Source organism: Mesoflavibacter zeaxanthinifaciens subsp. sabulilitoris (genome assembly GCF_014191595.1).
GTDB classification, from domain to species: domain Bacteria; phylum Bacteroidota; class Bacteroidia; order Flavobacteriales; family Flavobacteriaceae; genus Mesoflavibacter; species Mesoflavibacter zeaxanthinifaciens.
Window position 1 is genome coordinate 314178 of the sequence record NZ_JACHWV010000004.1, and the last position, 12879, is coordinate 327056.

The 12879-nt window shown below is 31.9% G+C and carries 13 protein-coding genes; 5 read left to right on the plus strand and 8 right to left on the minus strand.

Annotated features, from left to right (window positions below; genetic code table 11):
* Window positions 1-2: 2 nt before the first annotated feature.
* Together FHS04_RS07960 and FHS04_RS07965 are read right to left on the minus strand one after the other, a co-directional pair.
* Window positions 3-1349, minus strand: a complete 1347-nt coding sequence (locus FHS04_RS07960; protein ID WP_106679777.1) for a dihydroorotase — start codon at window positions 1347-1349, stop codon at window positions 3-5.
* Between the two features lie 6 nt (window positions 1350-1355).
* On the minus strand, window positions 1356-2081 hold the full coding sequence (locus tag FHS04_RS07965) for a polyprenol monophosphomannose synthase (RefSeq protein ID WP_027880880.1): 726 nt from the start codon (window positions 2079-2081) through the stop codon (window positions 1356-1358).
* 108 nt (window positions 2082-2189) lie between these two features.
* Between FHS04_RS07965 and FHS04_RS14435 the strand changes: the two genes are divergently transcribed.
* Complete coding sequence (locus FHS04_RS14435) at window positions 2190-2834, plus strand: DUF4271 domain-containing protein (protein ID WP_106679775.1); 645 nt, start codon at window positions 2190-2192, stop codon at window positions 2832-2834.
* Window positions 2835-2856: 22 nt separating this feature from the next.
* A complete protein-coding gene (locus FHS04_RS07975; RefSeq protein ID WP_106679773.1) occupies window positions 2857-3606 on the plus strand; it encodes a uroporphyrinogen-III synthase in 750 nt (249 codons plus the stop codon).
* A gap of 81 nt (window positions 3607-3687) precedes the next feature.
* Here FHS04_RS07975 and pckA read toward each other — a convergent pair whose 3' ends face one another.
* A complete protein-coding gene (pckA, locus tag FHS04_RS07980; RefSeq protein ID WP_106679771.1) occupies window positions 3688-5304 on the minus strand; it encodes a phosphoenolpyruvate carboxykinase (ATP) in 1617 nt (538 codons plus the stop codon).
* A gap of 66 nt (window positions 5305-5370) precedes the next feature.
* Window positions 5371-5760: a DUF423 domain-containing protein gene (locus FHS04_RS07985; protein WP_106679769.1), complete on the minus strand. Its 390-nt coding sequence runs from the start codon at window positions 5758-5760 to the stop codon at window positions 5371-5373.
* A 109-nt stretch (window positions 5761-5869) separates the two neighbouring features.
* Here FHS04_RS07985 and FHS04_RS07990 point away from each other — a divergent pair, with 109 nt between their 5' ends.
* Complete coding sequence (locus tag FHS04_RS07990; protein ID WP_106679767.1) at window positions 5870-7234, plus strand: saccharopine dehydrogenase family protein; 1365 nt, start codon at window positions 5870-5872, stop codon at window positions 7232-7234.
* A gap of 215 nt (window positions 7235-7449) precedes the next feature.
* Window positions 7450-7920, plus strand: coding sequence for an Lrp/AsnC ligand binding domain-containing protein (locus tag FHS04_RS07995; protein WP_027880874.1), 471 nt, complete (start codon window positions 7450-7452; stop codon window positions 7918-7920).
* A 178-nt stretch (window positions 7921-8098) separates the two neighbouring features.
* On the opposite strand, the gene FHS04_RS08000 is transcribed toward FHS04_RS07995, so the two are convergent.
* The 3 genes from FHS04_RS08000 to ald all read right to left on the minus strand — a co-directional run bounded on the left by FHS04_RS08000 (window position 8099) and on the right by ald (window position 10810).
* Window positions 8099-8806: a Bax inhibitor-1/YccA family protein gene (locus FHS04_RS08000; protein ID WP_106679765.1), complete on the minus strand. Its 708-nt coding sequence runs from the start codon at window positions 8804-8806 to the stop codon at window positions 8099-8101.
* 97 nt (window positions 8807-8903) lie between these two features.
* Window positions 8904-9614 (minus strand): zinc metallopeptidase, encoded by a 711-nt coding sequence (locus FHS04_RS08005; protein WP_240471271.1) that lies wholly within the window; start codon window positions 9612-9614, stop codon window positions 8904-8906.
* A 95-nt stretch (window positions 9615-9709) separates the two neighbouring features.
* Entirely contained in the window at window positions 9710-10810 is a 1101-nt protein-coding gene (gene ald / locus FHS04_RS08010) for an alanine dehydrogenase (protein WP_106679763.1), read from the minus strand.
* Window positions 10811-11075: 265 nt separating this feature from the next.
* Between ald and FHS04_RS08015 the strand changes: the two genes are divergently transcribed.
* The gene (locus FHS04_RS08015; protein WP_106679761.1) at window positions 11076-11363 is read left to right on the plus strand and encodes a GIY-YIG nuclease family protein; all 288 of its coding nucleotides are present in this window, start codon (window positions 11076-11078) and stop codon (window positions 11361-11363) included.
* 306 nt (window positions 11364-11669) lie between these two features.
* Here the strand turns inward: FHS04_RS08015 and FHS04_RS08020 are convergent, their stop codons facing one another.
* Window positions 11670-12836 (minus strand): S41 family peptidase, encoded by a 1167-nt coding sequence (locus FHS04_RS08020; RefSeq protein WP_244906290.1) that lies wholly within the window; start codon window positions 12834-12836, stop codon window positions 11670-11672.
* Between the last annotated feature and the right edge of the window lie 43 nt (window positions 12837-12879).

Sequence of the window (12879 nt, forward strand, 5' to 3'; positions counted from 1 at the left end):
AATTATCTATCAAAAGTTAATCGTTTTGCATACTTGGTATCATAAAACTTGAAATTTTTGTATGCTAAACCACCGTTTATAAACGTATGGGTAATCCTAGATTTAAAGGTAGTCCCTTCAAACGGAGACCAACCACATTTATATAGAATGTTTTCTTTTTTAACAGTCCAAGGATTATTTAAGTTTACTATTACTAAATCTGCGTAATAGCCTTCTTTAATAAAACCTCGTTTTTCTACATCAAATAAGATTGCAGGATTGTGGCAAAACTTTTCTACAATTTTCTCAATTGAAATATCACCATCATGATGCATTTCTAATAATGCAGGTAAAGCGTGTTGTACTAATGGTCCGCCAGAAGGTGCTTTTGTATAGACATTAGATTTTTCTTCAAATGTATGAGGTGCATGGTCTGTTGCAATAACATCTATTTTATCATCTAAAAGCGCCTTTAATAATTGATCACGATCTTTTTCTGTTTTTACAGCAGGATTCCATTTAATTAATGTTCCTTTTTCGTCATAATCTTTATCGCAAAACCATAGGTGATGTATACAAACTTCGGCAGTAATTTTTTTATCCTTTAATGGTATGCTATTATCAAACAGCTCGGTTTCTTTTCCTGTTGATAGGTGAAACACGTGTAATCTTGCGCCTGTTTTCTTTGCTAATTCTATTGCTTTAGAAGACGATAAATAACACGCATCTTCACTTCTAATTATTGGATGAAAGTGTACAGGAATATCATCTCCGTAACGTTCTTTATAAATCTCTAAATTGGCTTTAATTGTAGCTTCGTCCTCACAATGTACAGATATTAAAAGGTCTGTACTTTTAAAGATTTTTTCTAAAACTTCTGGATTATCTACAAGCATATTTCCTGTTGATGATCCTAAGAATAATTTTAATCCTGCAACTTCTTTTTTATTGACTTTAAGGATTTCTTCTAAATTATCATTTGTACCACCAAACATAAACGAGTAGTTTGCCCAAGATGTTTTTTCTGCACGGTCAAATTTATCGTTTAACGCTTCTATTGTTGTAGTTTGCGGGTTGGTGTTAGGCATTTCTATAAATGATGTAATACCACCTGCAATTGCAGCTCTAGATTCGGTTTCTATATTTGCTTTATGGGTTAAACCTGGTTCTCTAAAATGAACCTGGTCATCTATTGCACCTGGTAAAACATATTGTCCTTCTGCATCAAACACATTTACATCTGCAGATTTTGGACTTATAGATGGTGCTATTTTTGTGATAAATTCGCCTTCTATTAAAATGTCTCCGTTAACGATTTCTCCTTCGTTAACGATTTTTGCATTTTTTATTAAAGTGATTTTTTGATGCATAATGCCTTATTTCTTTTTAAATATACTTTTTATTTTCATAGCAATCACTCCAAAAATGGCTTCGGATATGATGCTAGAACTTAATTTAGATTCGCCTTTTATTCTGTCTACAAAAATAACAGGTATTTCTACGATTTTAAAACGTTTTAAATATGCTTTAAATTTCATTTCTATTTGAAATGCGTAACCTACAAACTTTATATCTTCTAAGTCTAGTGTCTCTAAAACTTGTCTTTTGTAACATACAAAACCTGCTGTTGCGTCTTTTATACGCATTCCTGTTATAAATCTAACGTAAAATGATGCACCATAAGATAAGATTATACGACCTAATGGCCAATTTACAACATTTACACCTTTAACATATCTTGATCCTATTGCTATGTCTGCACCATCTACATGGCACGCTTTATATAGTTTTTCTAAATCTTTTGGGTTATGAGAAAAATCTGCATCCATTTCAAAAATGTAATTGTATTCTTTTTCTAAAGCCCAATAAAACCCATGTATGTAAGCTGTACCTAGTCCAGATTTTTCTTTTCTAACAGACAAAAACAACTTGTCTTGATAGTGTTCTTGAAGACGCTGTACTTTTTTTGCAGTTCCATCTGGAGAATTATCATCTACCACTAAAATATGGAACTCTTTTTTTAAATTGAAAACAGCTTTTATAATTGCTTCTATGTTTTCAACTTCGTTATACGTTGGTATAATGACAATAGCGTCTTGCATTAATTCTTTTAAAAATTTAGACAAATGTACATTTTATAGGGTTAAATGTTTATAAAAAAACCTTAATAATTGCCATTTTTTTGCTTTAAAAAGTAATAATTTTACCACGTGATTAGAGAAATTATAAATACAGATATTATTACACTAATATTTATAGTGTGCTTAATTTGTATTGCCTTAAGTAAATTAATCTACACAAAACGTTTCGAGATTTTTTCTTACTTAGTTGTTAATAACCGATACACAAAGTTATTTTCAAAAGATCAGCATTTTATTGAGCTTTTTGATGGCATACTGTTTATAAACTTGTGCCTTAATGCCGCTATCTTTTTTTACTTGTTTATAAACAGCTTGGTTGGCGAGAGGATTTCGCAATTACTAATCTTAAAATATGCACTTTTAATAGCTTGCTTTTTTATAGTAAAAGTACTTTTAGAACGTTTATTATCTAGCATTTTTGAGATAGAATTGCTTATTAAAGATTATCTGTTTACTAAAACTAGTTATAGAAATTATCTAGGTTTATTATTACTACCAATTAATGCAATATTAATATACTCGGTCACTCCAAATCTTAATACACTGATTATTATAAGTTTATTAGGATTAACTGTTTTTAGTTTAGGTTTATTAACTTTTTTTAAAGCTAATCTTAATGTATTTAAAAGAAGTATGTTTTATTTTATTTTGTATCTTTGCGCTCTCGAAATCGCACCTTACCTTATTGTTTATCAATTTATAGCAATAAAATAGGCCTAAAAATTTAAAGATACTTATGAAAGTGAAAACCATTTTAGTCTCGCAACCAGAACCTAAAATTGAAAATTCGCCATACTTTGATCTTTCAGAAAAGCAGAAAGTTAAAATTGATTTTAGACCTTTTATTCACGTAGAAGGTGTATCTACAAAAGAAATTAGACAACAAAAAGTAGATTTGACTAAATACACTGCAATTATCCTAACCAGTAGAAATGCAGTAGATCACTTTTTTAGAGTAGCCGAAGAAATGCGCTTTAAAGTACCAGATACAATGAAGTACTTTTGCCAATCTGAAGCTGTAGCTTTTTACTTACAAAAATACGTGGTTTACAGAAAACGTAAAATTTATGTGGGTAAACGTACTTTTGCAGAGCTTTCGCCATTAATCAAAAAGTATAAAGACGAAAAATTTTTATTACCAACAACAGACAAGTTAAAGCCAGAAGTACCAACCATATTAGATGGACTTGGTGTAGATTGGAAAGAAGCAATTTTTTACAGAACTGTAATTAGCGACCTATCAGACTTAGCCAACGTGTACTATGACATATTAGTGTTTTTTAGTCCATCTGGCATCGAGTCTTTATTTCATAATTTTCCTGACTTTAAGCAAAACGACACAAGAATTGCTGTGTTTGGTAATACTACCATTAAAGCTGTTGAAGCAAAAGGATTACGTGTAGACATTTCTGCACCAACACCAGAAACACCTTCTATGACTATGGCTTTAGAAAAATACATTAAAGAAGCAAATAAAGGAAAGTAAAAACTTCTCTTTAAACAGTATAAAAAAAGCGCTACCTAATTATTTAGGATAGCGCTTTTTTACTTTAACACTTGGTTTGTATTACTCAGCATAACGTTGCGGTCCGCCACGTCTAATTTCTTCGCTTGCGTAAGACTCAAACTTTTCAAAGTTAGTTCTAAACGCATTAGCTAATTTAAATGCTGTTTTGTAATATTCTTTATCATTATTCCAAGTTGTTCTTGGGCTTAATACCTCTTTTGGTACACCTGGACAACTTCTTGGTTGCGCTACACCAAATACAGAATGAATATGGTAATCGTTATAGTTGTATAATCCTAAATCGCCGTTTAAAACAGCGTTAATCATAGCTCTTGTGTATTTTAGTTTAATTCTGCTTCCTACACCGTAAGATCCGCCAGTCCATCCAGTATTAACTAGCCAAACGTTTACGCCAGCTTCTTTCATCTTTTTGCTTAACATCTCTGCATATTTTGTAGGATGTAAAGGCATAAAAGGAGCTCCAAAACACGCTGAAAAACTTGGCACTGGTTCTGTAATACCTGCTTCTGTACCTGCTACCTTAGCTGTATAACCTGATATAAAATGGTATGCAGCTTGTGCTGGTGTTAATTTTGAAATTGGAGGCAATACACCAAAAGCATCTGCAGTTAAGAAAAATATGTTTTTAGGGTTTTTACCAATAGATGGTTTTTGGATGTTATCAATATGATAAATTGGATAACTAACACGTGTATTTTGTGTGATTGAAGTATCTGCAAAATCTACAACGCCATTATCATCCATAATAACATTTTCTAAAATTGCACCTCTTTTTATTGCTCTAAAAATATCTGGTTCTTTTTCTTCAGAAAGATCTATCACTTTAGCATAACATCCACCTTCAAAATTAAACACAGAGTTTTCTGATGTCCAACCGTGCTCATCATCTCCAATTAATTTTCTATTTGGATCTGCAGACAGTGTTGTTTTTCCTGTTCCTGATAAACCAAAAAAGATAGCTGTTTCATCATTTTCTCCTACGTTAGCACTACAGTGCATTGGCAACGTATTTTTAAACACAGGTAAAATAAAGTTTAAAGCAGAAAAAATACCTTTCTTGATTTCTCCAGTATAACCTGTTCCTCCAATTAAAGCTATTTTACGGGTAAAATCTAAAATAGCAAAGTTATGTTGACGTGTTCCATCTACTTCTGGATCTGCCATAAAACCTGGTGCATTTACTACAGTCCATTCTGGAGTAAAGTTATTTAACTCTTCTTCTGTTGGTCTTAAAAACATGTTATAAGCAAACATGTTACTCCAAGGTAATTCGTTAATTACTCTAATATTTAGTTTGTAATTATCATCTGCGCAAGCATACGCATCTCTTACAAAAACTTCTTTATCAGAAAGGTAAGCGGTTACCTTATCATATAATTTCTGAAATTTATCCGAATCAAACGGAATGTTAATATCTCCCCACCAAATTTTATCTTCGGTAATACTATCTTTTACAATAAAACGATCTTGAGGAGAACGACCTGTAAACTCTCCAGTATTAATTGCTAAAGCTCCAGAAGATGCTTCTACTCCTAAACCTTTTTCTATAGTTACATCATGTAATTGATCAGGTGTTAGTTGATATTGTACTTGTGCATTTTTGATTCCGTACTGTTCTAACGAAATCGTTTTCGTGGATTGTGTATGGTTTACCATAATTTGTTTGTGTTGTTTAAAGTGCAAAGGTAAAATTTAATATAAATTAACGCTAAGTAAAACTTGTTAATTCTCTTTATATTTTAAAAAGTTTATTAACAATATAGCCCATGACGCGATTAACAAAGCGCCACCTATTGGTGTTATTAATGCAATTTTGCTAAAATCAAAACCTGTTAAATCATTTGTAGCTAGACCATATATTGAGCCTGAAAAAAAGATAACACCTACAAATACTAAATAAAATATTGTTGATTTTGTTTTTTCTGAAATCTTATCAATAAGTCCTATAAATAACAAGAATAATGCGTGATACATTTGATAACGTACACCAACTTCAAAAGTTTGCAATTGCTCTGCATCTAAAACTTCCTTTAATCCATGAGCCCCAAAAGCACCAATTATAACGCTTGTTAAACCTAAAAATGAAGCTAAAATTAGAATTCTTTTATTCATAATAATTTAATCTTAACACAAAAATACAGTAAGTATTTATTAAATTCGTATAAAAATATAAGATACTTTAAAAATATTACATAAAAATTAAAAATAGTTAATAACCTTTATGCGACATATATTAGTTATAGGTTCCGGAAAATCAACCTCTTACTTATTCAAATATTTATTAGAACAATCTGAAACTGAAAATCTGCACATTACCGTTGGTGATTTAGACATTGATAATGCTAAAAAAATGATTGGTAATCATAAAAATGCTACAGCTATAACTTTAGATGTCTTTGATAAAAACTCTAGAGAAGATGCTGTTAAAAAAGCAGATATTGTTATCTCTATGCTACCTGCAAGATTTCATATAGAAGTTGCTAAAGATTGTGTGACCTACGGTAAAAATATGGTTACAGCATCTTACATAAGTGACGAGATGCAAGCTTTAGACCAACAAGTTAAGGATAAAGGTTTAGTTTTTATGAACGAAATTGGTGTAGATCCTGGTATTGACCACATGAGCGCTATGCAAGTGATAGACCGTATTCGTGATAAAGGCGGAAAAATGATACTATTTGAATCATTTTGTGGCGGACTTGTAGCACCAGAAAGTGATAACAATCTTTGGAACTATAAATTTACTTGGAATCCAAGAAATGTTGTGGTTGCCGGACAAGGTGGCGCAGCAAAATTTTTACAAGAAAACACCTATAAATACATTCCTTATCACAGATTATTTAGACGTACCGAATTTTTAGAAATTGAAGGTTTTGGACGCTTTGAAGCTTATGCTAACCGCGATTCTTTAAAATATCAAAGCGTTTACGGATTAGATAATATCAGGACATTATACAGAGGTACAATGCGTCGTGTAGGATTTTCTCGTGCTTGGCAAGCTTTTGTGCTATTGGGCATGACAGACGATAGCTACACCATAGATGATAGTGAAAACATGAGCTACCGCGACTTTGTAAACTCTTTTTTACCATACAGTCCAACAGATTCTGTAGAGCTTAAATTTAGACACGCATTAAAGATAGACCAGGATGATATGGTTTGGGACAAGTTTGTAGAGCTTGATATTTTTAACCCTAATAAAATGGTCGAACTAAAAAAAGGAACACCAGCTCAAATCCTTCAAAAAATATTAATGGATAGCTGGACACTAGCAGAAGAAGACAAAGATATGCTAGTGATGTATCACAAATTTGGATACGAGTTAGATGGTAAAAAACAGCAAATAGACTCGACAATGGTTTGTTTAGGCGAGGATCAAACCTACACAGCTATGGCAAAAACCGTAGGCTTACCCGTTGCAATAGCTACATTAGCCATATTAAATAAAAAAATTACAACACCAGGTGTACAACTACCTATAAACAAAGAAGTGTACACACCAATTCTTAACGAGTTAGAAAACCACGGTATCATTTTTAAAGAAACCGAAGTACCTTATTTAGGGTATAATCCTTTAAATATTTAAAATTATTATAGCGTTACCGTACCGAAAACATCGGTACGGTCGGGCTAGGAATTTATACTGAGCGGAGTCGAAGTATTGCAATTCCTCGCTCGTACCTCGCTGTGGGATTTACATTACTATCCCTAACGCGCTAGCCAAAGGTAATTACACAAAATAAAGTTTTAGTTTAAAACAAAATACTTACTTTTATCTTTTAAACTATAAGCTTAAATCTTTTGAAAACTTCAAATAACAATATTATCATAGACGGTATTGACAAGAAAATATTACGCGCACTTATGGAAGATGCCCGTACACCTATATTAGAAATTGCTAGACAAGTTGGTATTTCGGGCGCTGCAATACACCAACGTTTACGTAAGCTAGAAAAATCTAAACTTATTGCTGGATCTAAATTTGTAATAAATCCTAAAGTTTTAGGCTATACTACTATGGCGTTTGTTGGGATTTATTTAGATAAAGCCATTAGTAATCCGCAAGCTGTAAAACAATTACAAAAAATACCTGAAGTTATCGAGTGTCATTATACTACAGGTAATTGGAGTATTTTAATTAAGATTCTTTGTAAAGACAACTCGCATTTAATGCACTTATTAAATAGTCAAATTCAATCTATAGAAGGCGTATCTAGAACAGAAACATTTATTTCTTTAGATCAACAGATAGAAAGACAAATTAAAATCTAAAACGATACAATTTTATTATAAAAGAGAATAAAAAAACACCTCAAAATATTAAAATTTTGAGGTGTTTTTTTGCGTTAAGGATTGAGCAACTGTCGGAGCACATCTTTGATTGCGACTTGCGAAAGCCTGACGCACTTTTGCCATTAAAAGCAAAAGTGTGTAACGCCCAAACATTAATCTAGTCTCTGGACATAAATAATTGAAGTATATACCAAAACAATAACATTACTGAAGCAAAAATACCCAAAGCGGCTCCTACGTATTGATCTTCTGTATATTCATATTTTACTTTAGATGTTTGATATAAAATTGCTGCTCCTGCAAACACAACCATTGCTACAGAAAACCATAGTCCTAAATCAAAACCAAAAATAGTTCCTGCAACGATTAATCCAATAGCTACAAAGCTTCCTATAACCAAACCTGTTTTAAGGAAAGAAAAATTCTTATTTGTCATGAATACTGTTGCTGTCAAACCTGCAAAAAGGCAAAGTGTAATTATTGCTGCTTGAGTTAACATTTCTGATCCTGTAGAATGATATGCCGCAAGATATATCATTGGTAAAAAAATGATTGCTTCTAAAAGCACATATAGCCCTAATCCTAAGTATTGGGTTTGTTTTGAAGGATTATGAGCAAGTTTATCTGCCATACTACTTCCAAACCAAAAAAGACCCAAGACTATTAACCAAGAAAAGCTACTTCCAAACATAAGGTTAATTAACGAAATAACTGCATCTTCAAACATACCTATAAAGATATACTCTAGTAATACAAAACCTAAAATTGCAAATGCAACGTGAGTATAAGTTTTACGATAAAAAATAGCTTTTTCGCTATCTTCTAAATTGCCAACTAATATTGGACCTTGAATTTGATTTTCCATATAAAAATTATTGTTTAATTAGATTTTAAATATAAACATAAAAGCCGAAGAAATCGTTTTACTCTTCGGCTTGATTTATAATCTAATACTTATTTGTTTAATCTCGACTTCCAAATACTTGTAAAGCCCAATATAGTAATGACGCTAAAGCACCGATTGCTGCAACTAAATAGGTTCTTGCTGCCCATTTTAAAGCATCTTCACTACCTTTATATTCTTCTGGAGTTACCATATTTTTAGCTTTTAACCATGCTAATGCACGGTTACTTGCATCATACTCAACAGGTAAAGTGATAAAACTAAATAAGGTAGCAAATCCCATCATAATTAATCCAGCAACTGCTACATAAAAACCACTACCGCCTAAAGCATTAGATGCCATTAATACTATACCACCAATTACAACCCATTGCGACATACTTGATGTGACTTGTACAATAGGAACTAATTTAGATCGCATCGTTAGATATTGATACGCTGTAGCATGTTGTACTGCATGTCCAACTTCGTGAGCAGCTACTGCTGCTGCTGCTGCGTTGGCATGATTGTATACTACTTCACTTAAATTAACGGTTTTATCTACTGGATTGTAATGGTCTGTTAATTGACCTCTTGTAGAAATTACTTTTACATCTTGTATACCATGATCGGCTAACATTTTTTCTGCTATTTGAGCGCCTGTCATTCCGTTGCGTAAATGTACCTTAGAGTAATGTGCAAATTTTCGTTTTAATTGACTACTTACCATACCACTTATTAATGCAATGACACCTATTAGTATGTAGTAACCCATGTATCCTGTAAACATGTTTTTCTCTTTTTAATATTAATGATTTAAATATAACAAAAAGTAAGCCAATTTAATGTTAGGTAATTTTGTCAGAAAAACAATGTCAGTTCTTTTTAAACTGCATCAACAGACCAGTTAAAAGCTTCTGCAATTTCTTGATAAACAATTTTTCCGTTAACAACATTTAATCCTTTTGCTAACATTTTATCATTTTCGCAAGCTTTTTTCCAACCTTGATTGGCCAATCGTAAAACGTAAGGTAAAGTTACATTTGTTAGAGCTAAAGTTGAAGTGTATGGTACTGCTCCTGGCATATTTGCAACGCAGTAATGCACAACATCATCTATAATATAAGTTGGTTCTTCATGCGTGGTTGGTTTTGAGGTTTCTACACAACCACCTTGGTCTACTGCAACATCTACGATAACTGTTCCTGGGCGCATTTCTTTTAACATATCTCTGGTAATTAAGTTTGGTGCTTTTGCACCTTTTAATAATACACCACCAACAATTAAATCGTGATCTTTTATACGTTTTCTTATATTAAATTCGCTAGAAAACTCTGTAACAACATGATTTGGCATTACATCATTTACATAACGTAGTTGTTTCATGTTTATATCCATAATAGTAACGTGCGCTCCTAATCCTGCAGCCATTTTTGCGGCTTGTATACCAACAGTACCTGCGCCAAGAACTAAAACTTTTCCTGGTGGAACACCTGGTACGCCTCCTAAAAGAACACCACGACCTTTAATTGGTTTTTCTAAATATTTTGCACCTTGTTGTATTGCCATACGTCCCGCAACTTCAGACATTGGCGTTAATAGAGGCAATGTGCCATCTATATCTTCTACAGTTTCGTAAGCAATACAAACTGCTTCGCTTTTTAGCATAGCTTTAGTCAGTGCTTCACTAGACGCAAAATGAAAATAAGTAAATACCACATGATGCGATTTTATAAGCGGATACTCTTCTGCAATTGGCTCTTTAACCTTAACAATCATATCACTTGAAGTATAAACTTCTTCAATAGTTTCTAAAATTGTTGCACCAACATCTTTGTAATCTTGATCAAAAAAACCGCTACCAAAACCGGCATCTTTTTGCACATAAACAGTGTGATTGTTCTTGATTAATTCGAAAACTCCAGCTGGTGTCATACCTACTCTATTTTCGTTGTTTTTGATTTCTTTTGGAATACCGATTTTCATTTTTTTATTGAATTTGAAGATTATAGCGTATGAAAATTACAATGAAATTTTTAGCTATCCCAAAGAGAATGATGTGTTTACAGGATTTTTATGGAATTGATATTTTGAAGGATTTATTTTGAAAAATTAGCATTTTTTGTTCTCGATACAACGCTCCTTACGTCGCGTCACTCGAACTGACGTATTGTAAATATAGTTCTCGTCACTTCGAGTGATTTGTGAAGCATGAGCAAATTGTATCGAGAAGTTTTTATATCTTTTAATCATGAAAATCTCATATGTTTATATTTTGAAATGTTCTGATAACACCTACTATACAGGTATTACTTCTAATTTAGAACAACGGATTACAGAACATAAGTTTGGTAAACACATTGAAAGTTACACCTATAATCGAAGACCTATCGAACTTAAGTTTTATGCTGAATTCACCGATATAAGTATAGCAATCCAAACTGAGAAGCAAATTAAAAAATGGTCTAAAGCTAAAAAAGAAGCATTGATTAATGATGAATTTGAAAAGCTTCCTAATTTGGCTAAAAAGAAATTTTAAATAATTAGTTCTCGATACAACGCTCCTTACGTCGCGTCACTCGAACTGACGTATTGTAAATATAGTTCTCGTCACTTCGAGTGATTTGTGAAGCATGAGCAAATTGTATCGAGAAGCATAAAAAAAGCCTTCAAAAATTATTGAAGGCTATTAAAGTGGTTTTTTTACTATTGATATTGAATAGTTATCAGTAAAGGATAAAGATAGTGATCATCTTCTGTAAAAACTGTAATTAGTAATTCTGAGAAGATTGGAATGTAATTGAATCTGTAGTAATTACTATTATATATTTTTGTAGCTCATTATTTAATTTTTGCTCATTTCCAAAGCTTTTTTATACGTTTCATCTCTATTTTTGGTATTAAATGAAGGTATAAAATCTTCTCTTGGTGTACCATTTACATGATACATTTTCTCTACTGGTATTGAATAGCCTATTCCTGTATTAGACATTTTTAATATATAAATAGCACCTATCAATCCAGCCATTTTTGTACCTACTACATCTCCTCTTTTCATGGCATCAAAACCAATAGCAATACCTTCACCCATACTACCTGTCCAATGACCAACCATCACGATTAAATTACCCTTGTAAATTTTTTCGCGAGGACTAGCAAGTTCTATCCATTTTCTAACTGTACTGTAAGGTTTTTCATTAAACACATGAACTTGATATGGTAATTCTTTGTTTATAAACCTACCCATAATTGCCCTACCAACCATAGTGTTTCCTCCGCTTGGTGTTTCAGTTAAATCTAAAATTATTGTTTTAAGATTAAACAAACTGTCCAAAGCCTTATCAAAAGCTGGTATTAAATCGGAGTTTCCTAGTGAATTATTAATTTTAATGTATCCTGTATTATCATCAACTTCTTTATACTCTATCAAAGCTTCATACATCTTAAAATCAGAATTATCAATTATAAACTCTTCTTCCTTACCTTTGCTTAATACTGTTATTTTTCTCTTTGTTTTTCTTTTACCTGCTAAAAGCATGTTTATTGCATACTGATACATCTCCTGGTTATATATATCAACTGATTTAGGCAAGAATTTTTTCACAGCATCGGAAATGTCTTGATTATTGTATTTTACTATTTCCATACCTTTTTTCAACCCACTTATTTCAGCAGGAAATCCCTTTCTTAAATCAGAGATAAAGTATTTTTGCCCATCTTTTACTGCATATATATCTGCTCCTGTTGGAATAATATTATTTGAAGATGAAATATTAGTATTTAGCGAAATATGTCCATTATAAAATTCATTTATTACAATTTCCATCAAAGAGATAAATTCATCTTTATTACTAACAGTTTTTACATCATCTTGGTAATAGTTTCTTATTCTTTCAATATCGATTTTACGCTCTTTTAAATACCCAAAATATTGATCGTAATCATTTAAAAATTTATTAAAGTCCGTTTCATATTTAGTCTGAGCAATAGATAAATATGGAACTAAGATCAATAGTAATAAGATGTTTTTCATTTCAATTATATGATTTATTCTT

Bases quoted from the DNA above. Each gene is read 5' to 3' on its own strand.
- FHS04_RS07960 (WP_106679777.1), bottom strand. From the start codon at position 1,349: ATGCATCAAAAAATCACTTTAATAAAAAATGCAAAAATCGTTAACGAA.
- FHS04_RS07965 (WP_027880880.1), bottom strand. From the start codon at position 2,081: ATGCAAGACGCTATTGTCATTATACCAACGTATAACGAAGTTGAAAAC.
- FHS04_RS07975 (WP_106679773.1), top strand. From the start codon at position 2,857: ATGAAAGTGAAAACCATTTTAGTCTCGCAACCAGAACCTAAAATTGAA.
- pckA (WP_106679771.1), bottom strand. From the start codon at position 5,304: ATGGTAAACCATACACAATCCACGAAAACGATTTCGTTAGAACAGTAC.
- FHS04_RS07985 (WP_106679769.1), bottom strand. From the start codon at position 5,760: ATGAATAAAAGAATTCTAATTTTAGCTTCATTTTTAGGTTTAACAAGC.
- FHS04_RS07990 (WP_106679767.1), top strand. From the start codon at position 5,870: ATGCGACATATATTAGTTATAGGTTCCGGAAAATCAACCTCTTACTTA.
- FHS04_RS08000 (WP_106679765.1), bottom strand. From the start codon at position 8,806: ATGGAAAATCAAATTCAAGGTCCAATATTAGTTGGCAATTTAGAAGAT.
- FHS04_RS08005 (WP_240471271.1), bottom strand. From the start codon at position 9,614: ATGTTTACAGGATACATGGGTTACTACATACTAATAGGTGTCATTGCA.
- ald (WP_106679763.1), bottom strand. From the start codon at position 10,810: ATGAAAATCGGTATTCCAAAAGAAATCAAAAACAACGAAAATAGAGTA.
- FHS04_RS08015 (WP_106679761.1), top strand. From the start codon at position 11,076: ATGAAAATCTCATATGTTTATATTTTGAAATGTTCTGATAACACCTAC.